General features: G+C 72.2%; 14 protein-coding genes. 8 read left to right on the forward strand and 6 right to left on the reverse strand.

The window, feature by feature from the left end:
• The first annotated feature begins 240 nt into the window (after positions 1-240).
• From ABIA32_RS21585 to ABIA32_RS21595, 3 genes are read left to right on the forward strand one after another with little or no spacing between them, the layout of a single operon-like run.
• On the forward strand, positions 241-1,107 hold the full coding sequence (locus ABIA32_RS21585; RefSeq protein ID WP_370097854.1) for a MaoC/PaaZ C-terminal domain-containing protein: 867 nt from the start codon (positions 241-243) through the stop codon (positions 1,105-1,107).
• Between the two features lie 59 nt (positions 1,108-1,166).
• A complete protein-coding gene (locus ABIA32_RS21590) occupies positions 1,167-2,246 on the forward strand; it encodes a zinc-binding dehydrogenase (protein WP_370097857.1) in 1,080 nt (359 codons plus the stop codon).
• 37 nt (positions 2,247-2,283) lie between these two features.
• A complete protein-coding gene (locus tag ABIA32_RS21595; RefSeq protein WP_370097860.1) occupies positions 2,284-3,228 on the forward strand; it encodes a 3-oxoacyl-ACP reductase in 945 nt (314 codons plus the stop codon).
• A gap of 129 nt (positions 3,229-3,357) precedes the next feature.
• Here ABIA32_RS21595 and ABIA32_RS21600 read toward each other — a convergent pair whose 3' ends face one another.
• Together ABIA32_RS21600 and ABIA32_RS21605 are read right to left on the reverse strand one after the other, a co-directional pair.
• Positions 3,358-3,498, reverse strand: a complete 141-nt coding sequence (locus ABIA32_RS21600) for a hypothetical protein (RefSeq protein WP_370097863.1) — start codon at positions 3,496-3,498, stop codon at positions 3,358-3,360.
• A gap of 74 nt (positions 3,499-3,572) precedes the next feature.
• Complete coding sequence (locus ABIA32_RS21605) at positions 3,573-5,624, reverse strand: alpha/beta hydrolase family protein (RefSeq protein ID WP_370097865.1); 2,052 nt, start codon at positions 5,622-5,624, stop codon at positions 3,573-3,575.
• A gap of 278 nt (positions 5,625-5,902) precedes the next feature.
• On the opposite strand from ABIA32_RS21605, the gene ABIA32_RS21610 reads away from it, so the two are divergent.
• From ABIA32_RS21610 to ABIA32_RS21620, 3 genes are read left to right on the forward strand one after another with little or no spacing between them, the layout of a single operon-like run.
• Positions 5,903-6,829 carry a Nif3-like dinuclear metal center hexameric protein gene (locus tag ABIA32_RS21610; RefSeq protein ID WP_370097868.1) on the forward strand — a complete coding sequence of 309 codons (927 nt, stop codon included), beginning with the start codon at positions 5,903-5,905 and terminating at the stop codon, positions 6,827-6,829.
• A 10-nt stretch (positions 6,830-6,839) separates the two neighbouring features.
• On the forward strand, positions 6,840-7,583 hold the full coding sequence (locus tag ABIA32_RS21615) for a zinc ribbon domain-containing protein (RefSeq protein ID WP_370097947.1): 744 nt from the start codon (positions 6,840-6,842) through the stop codon (positions 7,581-7,583).
• Positions 7,580-8,776 (forward strand): bifunctional RNase H/acid phosphatase, encoded by a 1,197-nt coding sequence (locus ABIA32_RS21620; RefSeq protein ID WP_370097871.1) that lies wholly within the window; start codon positions 7,580-7,582, stop codon positions 8,774-8,776. Before ABIA32_RS21615 ends, ABIA32_RS21620 begins: the two co-directional genes overlap by 4 nt.
• 46 nt (positions 8,777-8,822) lie before the next feature.
• On the opposite strand, the gene yaaA is transcribed toward ABIA32_RS21620, so the two are convergent.
• Positions 8,823-9,617 carry a peroxide stress protein YaaA gene (yaaA, locus tag ABIA32_RS21625; protein ID WP_370097876.1) on the reverse strand — a complete coding sequence of 265 codons (795 nt, stop codon included), beginning with the start codon at positions 9,615-9,617 and terminating at the stop codon, positions 8,823-8,825.
• Positions 9,618-9,884: 267 nt separating this feature from the next.
• On the opposite strand from yaaA, the gene serB reads away from it, so the two are divergent.
• Positions 9,885-11,126 carry a phosphoserine phosphatase SerB gene (serB, locus tag ABIA32_RS21630; protein WP_370097879.1) on the forward strand — a complete coding sequence of 414 codons (1,242 nt, stop codon included), beginning with the start codon at positions 9,885-9,887 and terminating at the stop codon, positions 11,124-11,126.
• 36 nt (positions 11,127-11,162) lie between these two features.
• On the forward strand, positions 11,163-11,855 hold the full coding sequence (locus tag ABIA32_RS21635) for a hypothetical protein (RefSeq protein WP_370097882.1): 693 nt from the start codon (positions 11,163-11,165) through the stop codon (positions 11,853-11,855).
• Positions 11,856-11,873: 18 nt separating this feature from the next.
• Here ABIA32_RS21635 and ABIA32_RS21640 read toward each other — a convergent pair whose 3' ends face one another.
• The 3 genes from ABIA32_RS21640 to ABIA32_RS21650 all read right to left on the reverse strand — a co-directional run bounded on the left by ABIA32_RS21640 (position 11,874) and on the right by ABIA32_RS21650 (position 16,107).
• On the reverse strand, positions 11,874-13,544 hold the full coding sequence (locus tag ABIA32_RS21640) for a GMC oxidoreductase (RefSeq protein ID WP_370097885.1): 1,671 nt from the start codon (positions 13,542-13,544) through the stop codon (positions 11,874-11,876).
• Positions 13,545-13,711: 167 nt separating this feature from the next.
• On the reverse strand, positions 13,712-14,782 hold the full coding sequence (locus ABIA32_RS21645) for a hypothetical protein (RefSeq protein WP_370097888.1): 1,071 nt from the start codon (positions 14,780-14,782) through the stop codon (positions 13,712-13,714).
• Positions 14,779-16,107, reverse strand: coding sequence for an MFS transporter (locus ABIA32_RS21650; RefSeq protein WP_370097891.1), 1,329 nt, complete (start codon positions 16,105-16,107; stop codon positions 14,779-14,781). The genes ABIA32_RS21645 and ABIA32_RS21650 overlap by 4 nt, the downstream gene beginning before the upstream one ends.
• Between the last annotated feature and the right edge of the window lie 41 nt (positions 16,108-16,148).

A 16,148-nucleotide genomic window follows, 5' to 3' on the forward strand; every position in this document is an offset into this window, starting at 1 on the left:
TGGCTCCGGGGCGTTCTCAACTCAACCGCTTTGCGCTAGAACTTGTTCTAGCTCATTTGATTGAGCACGGATCAGCACGCTCAGCCCCTCAGCCCGCGGGACCGACCGGACGACAACAGTCGGGGCCCGCGTAGAGCGACCCCGGCGCGGCCGACGGTGCGGACGGCCGCGTCGGGGTCCACCAATCCCGGCATGCTTCCAGACTGACTGAGCGATCCGGCACGAAAGAAAGGCTTCGCAATGCCCATCGATCCCGCAGTGGCGCTCGCCGCCCCCGCCCGGACGACCGACCTCGCCTGGGAGCAGAAGGACGTCATCCTCTACCACCTGGGCGTCGGCGCGGGCGCGCAGCGACCGGCCACCGACCCGGACGAACTGCGCTACACCTACGAGAAGGACCTCCAGGTCCTGCCCAGCTTCGTCACCGTCGCCGGCGGCGGGCTCGCCAAGGCCGGCGCGTTCAACCAGCCCGGCCTGCAGATCAACCTGGCCCAGGTGCTCCACGGCGGCCAGCGCATCGAGCTGCACCGGCCGATCCCGGCCGCCGGCCAGGCCGTGCTGACCAGCTCGCTCGCGGCGATCTACGACAAGGGCAAGGCCGCGGTCCTGGTGATGCGCAGCGAGGCCGCCGACTCGGACGGCCCGCTCTACACCTGCGACACCGAGATCTTCGTCCGCGGCGAGGGCGGCTTCGGCGGCGAGCGCGGCGAGAGCAGCCGCATCGCGCTGCCCGAGCGCGGCGCGGACTTCCAGCGCGAGGCGCCGGTCCGGCACGACCAGGCGCTGCTCTACCGCCTCTCCGGCGACTGGAACCCGCTCCACGCGGACCCCGACTTCGCGAAGCTGGCCGGCTTCGACCGCCCGATCCTGCACGGCCTCTGCTCCTACGGCGTCACCCTCAAGGCCGTCGTGGACACCGTGCTCGGCGGCGACGCCACCCGCGTCCGCAGCTACAGCACCCGCTTCGCAGGGATCTTCTTCCCCGGCGAAACCCTCCGGGTCCGGATCTGGCAGGACGCCCCGGACCGGCTGCTCGTCAGCGCGACCAGCGTGGAGCGAGACGACGCGCCGGTGCTCGCCGACACCGTCGTCACCTACCAGCCCTGAGACCTCTCCCTTCCGCACTGTCCCCACCACCCGCACCGCAACAACCGAGGAGCCCGAAGATGCGCGCAGCGGTTCTGCACGAGACCGGCCAGGAAAAGCTGGAGGTCCACGACGGCGTCGAGATCCCGGCCACCGGCCCCGGCAAGGTCCGGATCCGGATGAAGGCCGCGAGCCTGTGTCACTCCGACCTGTCCGCGATGAGCGGCGTGCTGCCGCAGCCCGCCCCGTTCGTGCCCGGCCACGAGGGCGCGGGCGAGATCGTCGAGGTCGGCGAGGGCGTCGACAACCTCGCCGTCGGCGACCGCGTCATCGTCTGTTGGATGCCGCCTTGCGGTCACTGCGCCAGCTGCAAGCGCGGCGAGGGCAACCTCTGCCTGGCCGCCTTCGGCAACATGGGCACGCCCAGCTACCGCCACGACGGCCAGGACATCTTCGGCTTCTCCGCCACCGGCACCTTCGCCGAGGAGAGCGTCGTCGCGGCCGGCTGCGCGGTGAAGCTCCCGGACGACGTCCCCTACGAGGTCGCCGCGCTGATCGGCTGCGGCGTCACCACGGGCGTCGGCGCGGCCATCAACACGGCGAAGGTGACGCCGGGTTCATCGGTCGTCGTGATCGGCTGCGGCGGCGTCGGCATCGCCGCGATCCAGGGCGCGAAGGTCGCGGGCGCGGCGCAGATCCTCGCCGTCGACCCGGTCGCCGGCCGCCGTGAGTGGGCGCTGCGCTTCGGCGCGACCGAGGCCGTCCATCCGGACCAGCTGGACGAGGCCAAGAACCGGATCACCGCGGGCGAGGGGTTCGACTACGCCTTCGAGGTCGTCGGCCGCTCCGCCACCGTCCGCACCGCGTACGACGCCACGCGTCGAGGTGGCTCGGTGGTCGTGGTCGGGGCCGGCGCGATGGACGACAACGCCCAGTTCAACATGTTCGAGCTCTTCTTCAACGAGAAGCGCATCCTGCCCTCCCTCTACGGCGGCACGGACGTCCCGAAGACCTACCAGACCGTCATCGACCTGTGGCGGGCCGGACGCCTCGACCTCGAGGGCATGATCACGCACCACGTCCGGATCGAGGCCATCAACGACGCGATCGAGCAGATGCGCACGGGCGAGGCCCTGCGCACCGTCATCGACCTGGGCTGACCACTCTTCACCCGAAATCCGGATCAGGAGCCAACGGATGACCACCTCCCTCAACGGCCTCACGGCGATCGTCACCGGCGCGGGCCGGGGCCTCGGCCGCGCCGAGGCGCTGGAACTCGCCCGCGCGGGCGCGAACGTCGTCGTCAACGACTTCGGCGCGCCCGGCCGCGACGGCAGCGGCGCGGCGTCGGCGGCCCCCGCTGACGAGACCGTGGCCGAGATCGTCGCCCTCGGCGGCCACGCCGTCGCCCACCACGGCGACGTCGCCGACCTGGCCTCGGCCAAGGCACTGGTCGATCTTGCGATCGAGACCTACGGGCAGCTGGACATCCTGGTCAACAACGCCGGGATCCTGCGCGACCGGATGGTCTTCTCCATGAGCGAGCAGGAGTGGGACTCCGTCATCCACGTCCATCTCAAGGGCCACTTCGCCACCACCCGCTTCGCGGCCGCGCACTGGCGCGACCGCAGCAAGGCGGCGGGGGCGCCGGTCTACGGGCGGATCGTCAACACCTCGTCCGAGGCCTTCGTCGCCGGCTCAGCCGGCCAGCCGAACTACGCGGCGGCGAAGGGCGGCATCGTCGGCCTGACCACCAGCTGCGCGTCGGCGCTGGCGCGCTACGGCGTCACCTCGAACGTGATCTGCCCGCGGGCCCGCACGCGAATGACGGAGGACGTCTTCACCGGCTCGATAGGCGCGCCGGAGACCGGCGTCGACCCGCTCGCTCCGGAACACGTCTCCCCGCTGGTGGCCTACCTGGCCTCTCCGGCGGCGGCCTCGGTCAACGGCCAGTGCTTCGTCGTCCACGGCGGCATGGTCGCGGTGCTGGGGGCTCCGCCGGTCCTGGCGAAGTTCGACACGGCGAAGGAGGCGTTCACTCCGGGCGAGCTGGACGAACTGATGTCACCGTTCTACGCGGACCGCAAGCCCGGCGACGGCTTCGCCAACATGGCAGTACTTGGCCTGAAGCACGAGAGCTGAGCTGTGGTTGCACCTCCAGGGGCGCGGGGAACTGCGCGACAAGCCACCGATGTGGTGAGTCGCCGCACGAGCAGGGCCATCCGCAGTGGGTGGTTGCTCGCGCAGTTCCTCGCGCCCCTGGAGGTGCAACTACTGCTCTGAGCGCCGGTGACGGCCGTGGGTCGTACCGTCCTGGCCGTCCTCTTCTGAACCGTGGCCGCGGTGACGGCCGTGCACGGTCGCGTCGTCCTCCGCGCCGTTCTCATTGATGTCGGTGAGGGCATCAGACATGAGACTTGTCTTCTCCGTGTTGTTCGCTTCGTCCGTCAATACGGGTCAAACCCTAATCTGCCGACCCGTCCGTTTCACACCGGGCGCACGCTCCGCAAGAACCCCGCCAGCAACTCCTGCAGCAGCGGCGCGCCCTCCTCGGCCAGGACCTCGTGCCCCGCGCCGGCCGCCTCCACGTACTGGAAGTCGACGCCCTCCACACGGCCGATGCGCAGCAACTCCTGCCGGAGCAGCCGGGACTGGGTGACCGGCACGACGTCGTCCGCGTCACCGTGGACGATCAGCAGCTCCGAGGCCAGCCGGTGGCACAGCAGCAGCACGTCCCGTGGGCCGCGCCCGTCCCTCGGCTCCGTCGCCGCACCCATCCGTTCCGTCAGGCCGCGCACCGCCGGGCCCGCCTCGGCGTGGAGCCGCGCGCCGGAGAGGAACGGCGAAACCGCCGCCACCTTCGCGACCCGCTCCGGCGCCGTCCCTGCCGCCAGCAGCGCCAGGAACGCGCCGTAGCTGATGCCGAGCAGGGCGACCCGCCCCAGGCCCAGCGACTCCCGCTGCCCGCCGATGCTCTGCAGCAGCGTCAGCACGTCGTCCAGATCCGGTCCGCCCCACGCGTCCTGGACGGCCTGCGCGTGCTCGACGCCGTAGCCCGTGCTGCCGCGCTGGTTCGGGGCGACGACGGCCAGGCCCTCGGCGGCCAGCCGCTGGAGCGTCGGCTCGAACTCCATCCGCCAGGCGTCAGCCGGGCCGCCGTGCAGCGCCATGACCAAGTGCTCGGCCGTCAGCCAGGCGTCGCCGCCGTAGACGACGCCCTCCAGCGGGCCCGCCGCGCCGGGCAGGGTGACCGTCTGCGCGGGCTCCCACGGGCGGCCGTCCGGGCGCTGCGCGCTGCCGTCCAGCCGCCAGCCGGTCTCCCTCGGTTCGGGGATCACCTGGACGACGCTGCTCAGCCCGGCCGCGCCGCCCTGCAGCGGGGCGAGCCCGAGCGGGACCGCGCGCGGGATCGGCCGCGTCTCGCCACTGAGCAGCAGGTCGACGTCGATCGAGGCCATCGCCGCCGGGCGGTCGGGCGCCGAGTACGGCATCCGCAGGCCCGCCGCAGACCAGTGCCCCACTCCGCCGAGCCGGCCCGGCGGGATCGGCAGCGGGTCGAGCCGGACCCCGCCCGGCTCCCAGAGCGCCAGCGTCGACGTCGCCCCCCAGTCGGCCTGGATCGCGACCCGGTTGCGGCCGGGCTCGATCGCGACCGGGCGCAGGAAGTGCGTGCCGCCGCGCAGGCACTCCGGGAAGTGCAGCGGGTCGCTGGACCCGAGCACGCCCCAGCCGAGCCGGTCCTCGCCCGGCGCGTCGCTGCGCACGAGGATCAGGCCGCTCGCCGGATCGCAGGCGGCGAGGCGGTCGTTGCTGCGCGTGGAGAGCTCGAGGAAGGGCGTCAGCAGTCCGCGCACCAGATCGAGCACGACCGTCTTCACCCGGCCGGAGCCGTCGCCGAAGCGCTGCAACTGGTCCAGCGCGAGCAGCCGCCCGCCCTCGTCCAGCCACACGCCACCGCCGTAGAGGCCGGGCAGTTCGGCGATGGGCTGGGGGGCGGAAACCCCGTCGGCGCTGATCAGCCAGACCGTGGTGGAGGCCTCGCCGTCCGTGCCCAGCGCGACGGCGACCGGCGCGCCCGGCGTCGGGGCGGGCAGCGGCAGCAGCCGCAGGCCGGCCCGGTGGAGCCGACCGGCCGACAGATCGGCCTGCCCGTCTGTGCCACGGACTATCAGCTCCTGCTGCGAGCCCTCGTGCCGGCAGATCAGCACCCGCCCGTCGGTCAGCGGTACGAGCTGCGAGCGAAGGCTCTCCGAACGGCGGCCGCCGGCGCCCGGCCGCAGCGGCTCGGGCTCGCAGACCTCGGCCCCGCCGGTCCCACCGGCCGCCTGGCCCAGACGCCAGCTCTCCACGAACCATCGGCCGTCGGCCTCGGCGGCCAGGCAGGCGGCATGCGAGCCGTCGGCGGAGAAGGTGAAGCTGACCCGCCGCAGCGCGGCCGAGGCCGGCCGTCGCCCCGGCCCGCCCGCCGCGTCGGGCGCGGTCGAGGGGTACGGGTAGAGGGGAGGGAAAGGAGGGACGGTCAGGGGGATCGCGGTCATGGTTGCACCACCGCTGCTCGGTCGGAACGACGACGGGGGAGAGGAGCGCCCGGAGTCAGGGCCGTTACGGCCCCAGGCAGCGCACCGCGCGCCCCCCGGCGCCGGCGAGGGCAACGGGCCTCGGCCCGCGCGTCTCGCCCGCAGACCGAAGCTACTTTCGGCCACAGATCGCTCGCACGGGATCGCGGATTCATCACTCGTACGGGTGGAGCAGCCGATCCGGCCGTAACCTTCCGCGATGTCCGATCCGGGCACCGCGCCGCGATACCCTCGGACACGTGCCGAAACTCTCCGACGTCCGCCGCGCTCTCGACGAGCTCTACCCGCCCGCCTGGGCGGAGTCCTGGGACGCCGTCGGGCTCGTCTGCGGCGATCCGGAGGCCCGGGTCAGTCGGGTGCTCTTCGCCGTCGACCCGGTGCAGGCCGTCGTCGACGAGGCCGCCCGTTTCGGCGCGCAGCTCGTCGTCACGCACCACCCGCTCTACCTGCGCGGCACCACGACCGTCGCGGCCGACACCTTCAAGGGCAAGGTCGTGCACACCCTGATCCGCCAGGGAATCGGCCTGATGGTCGCACACACCAACGCCGACCACGCCGACCCTGGCGTCTCCGACGCACTCGCCGAGGCCATCGGCTTGCGGATCACCGGCCCGCTCATCCCCGACCCGACCGACCCGGCGGGCCGCCGCGGCACCGGCCGGATCGGCGAGCTGATGGAGCCCGTGCGGCTGGAGACCTTCGCCGCCGCAGTCGCGGCGGGCCTGCCCGCCACCGCCCAGGGCGTCCGCGCCGCCGGCGACCCGGATCAGCTGATCCGCCGCGTCGCGGTCTGCGGCGGTTCCGGTGACAGCTTCTTCGCGGCAGTCCGCGAGGCCGGAGTCGACGCGTACGTCACCGCCGACCTGCGCCACCACCCGGCTTCCGAGGCCCGCGAGGCCACATCCGACGGCAAGCCGGCCCTCGTCGACGCCGCGCACTGGGCCACCGAGTGGCCCTGGCTGCGCAGCGCGGAGAGCGCACTGCTCGCCGTCTCGGAGAAGCACGGCTGGGATCTGACGACGCGGGTGTCCACCCTCGTCACCGACCCCTGGACCACGCACGCCCCGATGCCCTTCGCGGACCTCACGTCTTCCACGGACCTCACGTCCTCCGCGGACCTCACCGCGTCCGCGCACCCCACAGCCTTCGACCAGCCCACTGCCTGAGGAGTACCCCCTGAACGCCGCGCCCGCCGACCAGATCCGCCTGCTGGACCTGCAGGCACTCGACTCCCGCCTGGACCAGCTCGCCCACCGCCGGCGCACGCTGCCGGAGCACGCCGAGATCGAGAAGCGCACCACCGACCTCGCCCAGCTCCGGTCGCTGACCGTCGCCGCCGAGACCCAGCTCAGTGACGTCCAGCGCGAGCTGGTCAAGGCCGAGCAGGACGTCGACCAGGTCCGCCAGCGCGCCGCGCGCAACCAGAAGCTGCTCGACTCGGGCAGCGTCGGCTCCGCCAAGGACCTGGCCAACCTCCAGCACGAGGTCGGCTCGCTCGCCAAGCGCCAGGGCGACCTGGAGGACGTGGTCCTGGAGATCATGGAGCGGGTCGAGTCCGGCCAGACCCGGGTCAGCGAGATGACCGCCCGCCGCGACGACGCCGAGAGCAGCGCCAAGGAGGCGGAGGGCCGCCGCGACGTCGCCTACGCCTCGATCGACGCCGAGGTCGAGAAGGCCACCCGCGACCGCGAGACCATCGCCGCGGTCATCCCCGAGGACCTGCTCAAGGTCTACACCCGCCTGCGCCAGCAGAACGGCGGCGTGGGCGCGGCCCGCCTCTTCCAGCGCCGCTGCGAGGGCTGCCGGGTCGAGCTCAGCATCACCGACCTGGGCGCCGTGCGCGCCGCCGCCCCGGACGCGCTGGTTCGCTGCGAGAACTGCGGACGCATCCTCGTCCGCACCTCGGAGTCCGGTCTGTGAGCACGGGTTCCGGAGCACCGGGCCGTCGCTTCATCGTCGAGGCCGACGGCGGGTCCCGGGGCAACCCGGGACCGGCCGGCTACGGCGCCACCGTCCGCGACGGCGACACGGGTGAGCTGCTCGCGGAGGCCGCCGAGTACATCGGCCGGGCCACCAACAACGTCGCCGAGTACCGCGGCCTGATCGCCGGGCTGCGCGCGGCGGCGGCGATCGACCCGGCGGCCACGGTCTCGGTACGGATGGACTCCAAGCTCGTCGTCGAGCAGATGTCCGGCCGCTGGCAGGTCAAGCACCCGGACATGAAGCCGCTCGCGGCCGAGGCCCGGTCGGTCCTCCCGGCCGGTCAGGTGACCTACGCCTGGATGCCCCGGAACCAGAACAAGCACGCGGACCGGCTGGCCAACGAGGCCATGGACGCGGGCCAGGCCGGCCGCCAGTGGGAACCGAAGGCGGCGAAGGCGGCCGCCGAGGCCGAAGCTGTCCAGGAAATCGGGACAGATTCGGCCTCCGGCTCCTCTGCCCCGGCTCACAAGATCACCACCCCGGCCGGCTGGGCCGCCCCCGCGGACCTCGGCACGCCGACCACCCTCGTCCTGCTCCGCCACGGTGAGACCGCGCTCACCCCGGAGAAGCGCTTCTCCGGCAGCGGCGGCGGCGACCCCTCGCTCTCCGAACGCGGTCGCTGGCAGGCGGAGCGCGCCGCCGCCGCGTTCGCGGCGCGCGGCAGCATCCAGGCGATCGTCTGCTCGCCGCTGGCCCGTTGCCGCGAGACGGCGCAGGCTGTCGCGGACGTGCTGGGCCTGGAGGTCCGCGTCGAGGACGGCCTGCGGGAGACGGACTTCGGCTCCTTCGAGGGGCTCACCTTCGCCGAGGTGAAGGAGCGTCAGCCGGAGGCGCTTGACGCCTGGTTGGCCTCGCCGAAGACCGCCCCTCCGGACGGCGAGAGCTTCGTCGCGGTCGCCCGCCGCGTCTCCGTCGCCCGGGACAAGCTGCTCGCCCGGTACGCGGGGAAGACGGTGCTCGTCGTCTCGCACGTCACGCCGATCAAGACCCTGGTCCGGCTGGCCCTGGGCGCTCCCGCCGAGTCGCTCTACCGGATGGAGCTGGGCGCCGCGGCCGTCTCGGCGGTCCAGTACTACGCCGACGGCAACGCCTCGCTGCGCCTCTTCAACGACACCTCGCACCTGCGCTGATCCGCCGCGCGGGCGGCAGCCGGCTACGCCGCCGCGGCTGTCGCCGTCACAGCTCCGAGACGACGACGTCCAGCGCCCACGGCTTGCCCGCCGCACGCGCCGCGGCCTCCACGGTGTACTTCAACTCGCGCAGCGCCTCGACGAGCTCGGCCGGTGAGGCGGGCTCGGCGCCGGACTCCAGCAGTTGGCGCAGCAGCCTGCCCTTGGTGGCCTTGTTGAAGTGGCTGACGACCGACCGCTTGGTCACTCCGTTCACCACGCGCTCGTGCAATACCCGCACGGTCGCCGTCCGTTCGGCGACCGCGCCGGCGGGCTTCCACAGCGCGGCGTACGCGGACGACCGCAGGTCCAGGACCAGGCCGTCACCGGCGGCCTCCGGCATGGCGTCGGCCATCGGCTTGCGCCAATACGCCCCCAGCCCGCCCAGCGGCGGCAGCTTCACGCCGCCGGAGCAGCGGTACGGGGGAATCCGGTCGGTGATCCGCACGGCGCCCCACAGGCCGGAGAAGACCAGCAGGCTGCGCTCGGCGCGGGCGCGGGCGTCGCCCGCGAGGTCGGCGAGCCCGAGCGCGTCGTAGAGCACGCCGGTGTACAGCTCACCCGCGGGCAGCGCGGGCGCGGACCGCAGCAACGCGTTCCGCGCGAGCTCGCCCCGCAGGCCCTCGCTCAGCCCGAGCACGTCCAGCGCGGTGGCCTCGTCCCCGGTGCTGACGGCGACCAGCGCCCCCAGCACCTGCTCACGCCGCACGTTCAGCGCGGGCAACGCGAGCGCCCCCAGATCGAGCGGCGCACCCACCCCGGACGCGGCCTTGCCCTCCGACGGCGGCAACAACACGAGCACAGCTCGACCCTCCTGAAACACGTCTTCCCGCCCACCACCCTATGGCTTCTCACCCCCGAGCCAGTTGCACCACCAGGGGCGCGGGGAACTGCGCGAGCAACCACCGGCGTGCGGATGGCCCTGCTCGTTCGGTGCTCGACCCGCGTGGGTGGCCTTTCGCGCACGCAGTGAATCAAGCAGAGCCCCGCGCCCCTGGATAGTGCAACTGTCCGCCTGGCGGGACGCGATGCCTGGTCGGTGGGCACACCCGGTAGCGTGGGGCTCACCATGAACGCAAAGACTGCCGCCGGCGCCGCAGCCACCGCCGAGTCCCCGACCCTCCTCGTGAAGGTCTTCGGGAAGGACCGTCCGGGTATCACCACCGGCCTCTTCACCACCCTCGCCGCCTACGGTGTCGACGTCGTCGATTTTGAGCAGGTCGTCACCCGGGGCCGGATCGTGCTCTGCGCCCTGGTGACCGCCCCGCCCAAGGACGGCGAGCTCCGCGCAGAGGTGCACCAGTGGGCGGAGAGCCAGAAGCTGCAGGCCGAGGTCATCTCCGGTATCGGCGACAACCGCCCCCGCGGCGAGGGTCGCTCCCACGTCACCGTCCTCGGCCACCCGCTCTCCGCCGCCGCGATCGCCGCGCTCAGCGCGCGCATCACCGACGCGGGCGGCAACATCGACCGCGTCTTCCGCCTGGCCAAGTACCCGGTCACCGCCGTCGAGCTCGCCGTCTCCGGCGTGCCGACGGAGACCCTGCGCGCAGCCCTCGCACTCGAGGCCGCCTCCCAGCGCGTCGACGTCGCCGTGGTCGCCTCCGGGCTTCAGCGCAAGGCCAAGCGCCTGGTCGTCATGGACGTCGACTCGACGCTGATCCAGGACGAGGTCATCGAGCTCTTCGCCGCCCACGCCGGCTGCGAGGCCGAGGTCGCCGAGGTCACCGCCGCCGCGATGCGCGGCGAGCTGGACTTCGCCGAGTCGCTGCGCGCCCGCGTCGCGTTGCTCGCCGGGCTGGACGCGGGCGTCGTCGACAAGGTGCGCTCCGAGGTCCGGCTCACGCCCGGCGCCCGGACGCTGATCCGGACCCTCAAGCGGCTCGGCTACCAGGTCGGCATCGTCTCCGGCGGCTTCACCCAGGTCACCGACGACCTGGTCGAGCGTCTGGGCCTGGACTTCGCCGCCGCCAACACGCTCGAGGTCGAGGACGGCCGCTTCACCGGGCGCGTCGTCGGCGACATCGTCGACCGGGCCGGCAAGGCCACCATGCTGCGCCGCTTCGCCGCCGAGGCAGGCGTACCGCTGGAGCAGACCGTGGCCATCGGCGACGGCGCGAACGACCTCGACATGCTGAACACCGCCGGCCTAGGTGTGGCCTTCAACGCCAAGCCCGTCGTCCGCGAGGCCGCGCACACCGCCGTCAACGTGCCCTTCCTGGACACCGTCCTCTACCTGCTGGGCATCTCCCGCGAAGAGGTCGAGGACGGCGACGGCGCCGTCGACCTCCCCGAGGGGCCCGGCGCGCCGTAAGCCGCCTCACGCGCTGCGGCCGGTCACCATCGAGGGATGCACCTGCATCCCGGAACCGGCCGCTCCGCTCTGCTCTTCATGCTGCTCGCCTTCATCGGCACCTTCGCGATCACGCGCCTGATCGTGCGCATGATCCGCTCCGGACGCGGGCCCTTCGGGAATGTCGCGGTCGGCTCGGTGCACGTGCACCACCTGGTGCCCGGGATCTTCCTGATGCTCATCGCCGGGCCGATCGAGTTCCTCGCCGTCCCGCGCGGGCACTTCCGCGACATCGTCGCCGCCGTCTTCGGCGTCGGCGCGGCGCTGACACTCGACGAGTACGCGCTCTGGCTGCACCTCTCCGACGTCTACTGGGCCGACGAGGGCCGCAAATCCGTCGACACCGTCGTCGGTGTCGCCGCGCTCGGCGGGATCGGGCTGCTGGTCTCCAACCCCTTCTCCCGCCAGCAGGGGGAGGGGACCTGGTTCTTCTTCGCCTTCCTGCTGCTCAACTGCGCGTTGTCGGTCGTCTCCGCCCTCAAGGGCCGGATCTTCCTCGGGCTCGCGGGCGTGCTGGTCCCGTTGGTCGCGATCTGGGGTGCGGCCCGGCTCGGCTACCCGGGCTCGCCCTGGTTCCGTCGCTTCTACGCGGAGGGCAGCCCGAAGCGGGCCAGGGCGGAGCGGCGAGCGTCCAGGCGCAAGCTGACCGACCGCCTCAAATCCCTGGTCAGCGGCATCCCCCAGCGCTGACCGAGCTTGGCCCCCGGGTCAGCCGAAATCGTTCGCCAGCACGTTCTCGATGTTCCGCTCCGCCAGCGCGGTGATCGTCACGAAGGGGTTCACCCCCGTGCTGCCGGGGACGAGCGAGCCGTCGGTGACATAGAGCCCCGGGTACTCGGGCAGCCGTCCGTACAGGTCTGTCGCCTGGCCCAGCACGCAGCCGCCCAGCGGGTGGTAGACGAAGTCGTCGCCCCAGGTCCTGTAGACGCCGAAGAGATCGGTCCGGTAGATCGTTCCTTCCGCGGAGTTGATCCGGTCGAAGACCCGCTTCGCCGCGGCGATCGACGGCTCGGTCCAGGACGCCTGCCAGTTCAGGTCCACCCCGCCGGTGGCGCTGTTGAAGCTGAACGCGGCCCGGTTGGGGTTCTTGGTGATGGCCAGGTAGAGGCTGATCCACAGCTCGGTCCCGGCCGGGAAGGGCGAGATCTCGGCGAAGCAGGGCCCGTTGGGGTCGTCCCAGTTGTCGATGCCCTTGACCGGCATGCACGACTGCAGCGAACCGGTCGGCGCCCACAGGTAGTTGGCTCGGCCGACCATCACGTTGCCGTTGTTGCCCCAGCCCTGGCCGACCGCGTCGGGCAGGTTCGGCAGCCGTCCGGTGGCTCGCATCGCCACCAACAGCTTGCTGGTGCCGACGCTGCCGGCGCCGAAGAAGACCTTCTCCGCCGTGACGGTCTTCCGCGCCACGACGTTGCCGCCCGTGTCCAGCTGCGACAGCTCCACCGTGTAGCCGCTGCCGACCGCCGCCGGGTAGACCGCGGTGACCTGGTGCAGCGGACTGATCGACAGCAGCCCGGTTGCCGCGGCGGCCGCCAGGTAGGACTTGTCGAGGGACTGCTTGCCGTGGTTGTTGCCGTAGATGACCTCGCTCGCGAGCGCCGACCGTGGCGCGCTCCCGGCCAGCTCACGCTGCATGTAAGGGAAGCTGTAGACGTTGGGCACGAACACGGTGTTGAACCCGGCGTCGTGCGCCTGACTCGCCCCAACCCGCGCGTACTGGTAGCAGGACGCGGAGTTGAACCAGCTCTGATCGATGCTGTTCGCCCCGAGCCCGGCGTTCGCGCGCGGGAAGTAGACGTTGTACATCGCGTCGGAGTCGACCTGCGGCAGGATTTCCTCGAAGTACGCCCGCTTCGGCACGACGGCCATCCCGCCGTTCACCAGCGACCCGCCGCCAACGCCCCGGCCCTGGTACACGCGGGTGTTCGCGAAGTGCTCGGAGTCCAGCACGCCGGCATAGCGCGAGATGCTCTTGTTGTAGGGGGCGCCGAGGAAGTAGCCCACCGGCTGGTCGGTCTCGGTGCGCAGCCAGAACGAGCGGCCGTCCGGCTTGAGCATGCTGCTGAACACCTTCCCGTCACCGCCGGGCGTGGTCCAGCTCTGCCCCATCTCGACCATGGCCACCGGCACCCCGGCCTGCGTCAGCCGCAGTGCGGTCACCGCTCCGCCGTAGCCGCTGCCGATCACCAGCACCGGCACCCGGTCCCCGCTCCCGATCGCCCGCGCGGGCGTCGCCACCGCTGCCGTGATCAGCGAGGGCGCGGCCAGCACCCCCGCGCCCGCCGCCGTCCGCGACAGGAACTGACGCCGCGACAATCCTCTCCCGGCTGCGTTCGCAGACCCGATTTCAGACCCGATTGCAGACCTGGTTGCAGACATGGCGGAACCCACCGTTCATTGCTGAACCTGGCTGACTCGTGGCGCGAAGGCGCCGCCCGAAGCAGCCCGATCCCGGTGCGGCGACGAGGAATTTCGCCCGCGCGAGCAGAGAAGTCAAGGGAGATCACAGAGCATGCCTGCCGCGTCCCCCGACTCTGCTCCCGCCCTCAATGTCCCTGCGGCAAGCCGATGGGGTTGATCTCGGGCGGGATCCCGGCCTTCCGCAGCCGCCGCGCGGGCTCCGCCAGCGCACCGAGCAGCGCCTCCAGCTGACCCTCCGCGAGCGGCCGCAGCAGCCGTGCCGCCAGCCGGTCCGTCGCCTCCTCGATCCGCTCCCGCTCCTCGCGCCCCCGATCGGTGACCGCGCCCCGGGTGTCGAGCAGTCCGCGCGAGCGCAGACGCTCACCAGCGTCCGCCCACTCCTCCTCGGTCCAGCCCCGGTCCATCCGCATGCCTTCCCCCGGCACGCGTCCCGTCGCCGCGGCCAGCACCAGCGCCTCGGGCGCGTCCAACTCGTGGTCCGCCAGCACGGCGACGTGCGCGTCACCACGGAACTCACGCAGGCACGTGACGAGTTGCCACAGCTCCTCGACCGGATCGGCGCGCCGCCCGCACAACTCCCGGTTCGCGGCGAACAACGGCCGCGCGAGCGCCGGCGCGTCCGCCACGACGGCCCCGAGCGGCCCGGCCACCGCCGCCGCGACCTCGTCGGCGTCGGGTAGCACACGCCGCAACGCGTCGGCCGTATACCGGGCCCGCCAGTCGAGGGCTTCCCCGGGCGAGACGATCTCCCAGGCGGCGGGCAGCGCCCGCGCCAGCATCCCCGGCGCGAACACCCCCAACACGGCCTCGGCGACCGCAGGGCCCACGGGCCCCAACGGCGCCAGCCGCGTGGGGAAGTAGCCCATCCAGAAGCCCCTGAGGCCCATGGCCTTGCCGAGTTTGCGGCACTCGTCGTCGAAGTAGACGACGGCGTGCAGGGGTTCGGTCCGCAGCCAGAGCGTCCGTGCGGCGGTTGTCGTCATGATCCCGAAGCTATCAGTCGCCGCCGGAAATGCGCGGGCAACGGTGCCCCCGGGATCGGTGCGCGCCGCCAGGTAGGCGGCGTTGATGCGGTAGGCGCCCTGCGGCAGTCCGCTCACCAGGGTGTCGGTGGCGGCGCTGGCCCGGTCCCGGTACCAGATGCTGCCCGACCTGCTGGAGCCGTAGGAGCCCTTGAGCGTCTCTTGCACGCTCACGAGGCTGTTGATCTGCTTGGCGGCGGTGGCGGGGGCGAAGCGGTAAGCAGCGGGGCTTCGTGTGACCGGCCATGTGTAGCGCAGGCGGCCGTGTCTCGGCTCGTGAGACGGGTGCGCTCCGCCCACGCGGCCACCGGCGGGCCTGCGGCCCCCAGGGCCGCGAAGAACGCGCCGAGCAGTAGCCAGCCTGCCTGTCCGAGGCCGAGGACCGCTGCCGTGAGAATCACCGGGGCCAATGCCTGTCCGGCGTCGAAGCCGATGCCGAAGAGGCCCTGGTATTGCCCCTGGGCGTGGTCGGGGGCGAGACCGAAGCCGAGCGCGAAGCCGGCCGAAGACTCCCATACCTCTCCGAGACTGTGCACGCAGACGGCGACGACGGCGAGCCCCGGCGCGATCCAGGCCGGAACGTCCGCGGTCAGAGCCATCAAGGGGCAACTGACGAAGAAGAGCAGTCCGGCGAGGCGGAACGCCCGGCCGCCCTGGCGCGGCGTCTCCACCCGGGAGCCGATCCTGCTTTGGAGCAGTACGCATACCCCGCTGTTGACCGCGTAGACCGCCGCCACGGTCCAGCGGGGCGCGTCGGTGTGAGCGGAGAGCCAGATCGGCAGCAGCAGGGAGACGGCCTGGTATTGCAGGCCCATACCGCCGTAGAGCGCGACGAAGGACACGAACGGCCGGTCGGCCAGGACGGCCCAGCCATGGTGCTCCTTGGGCCGGGGCAGGGGCTGGTAGCGCGGGACGCCGATCAGGACGATCAGGCCTGCGCAGGCGAAGCTGGCGGCGTTGGCGAGGATGAGCGCGGTGTATGCCGGGCGGGTGTTGACCGAAACGGCGAAGGCGGCGCCGAGGGTGCCCAGGACCACGCCGAGGTTGACGAACGTGCGGAGTCTCGCCCTGAATGCGGCCGGGCGTTCGCCGCCGACACGGGCGATGAGCGCACCGCCTGCTGCGCCGCTCGCCGTTGCTGCCAACCGGTCCAGGGTGGCGATGAGCGTGAACGTGAACCCGCTGTGGATGAAGACGAAAGCGGTCATCGTCACGGCCTGCATGACGAGGGTCGTCACCCAGACTGTGCGCGGCCCGTATCGGTCAGCCAGATTCCCGGCCGGGAGCCCGGCCAGCAGTCCGGCGAGCCCGGCGATCGTGAGGCCGACACCGACCTGTGCGGCGGGCAGGTGCACAACGAGCGTGAAGTAGAGCACCGCAGCGCTGTTGAACAGCCCGTTGCCCACCCGGCTGACGAAGCTCGAGATGATCAGAGCACGCTGCGGACCGCTTGGCGCCGGCAAGCTGGATATCCGTTGCTTGGCGCCCTTCCCGATCATGCGAGCAGGCTAGCAGCGCCCCTTGGCGCTTCGAGCGAAGC

The organism is Streptacidiphilus sp. MAP12-20, from assembly GCF_041262525.1.
GTDB lineage: Bacteria > Actinomycetota > Actinomycetes > Streptomycetales > Streptomycetaceae > Streptacidiphilus.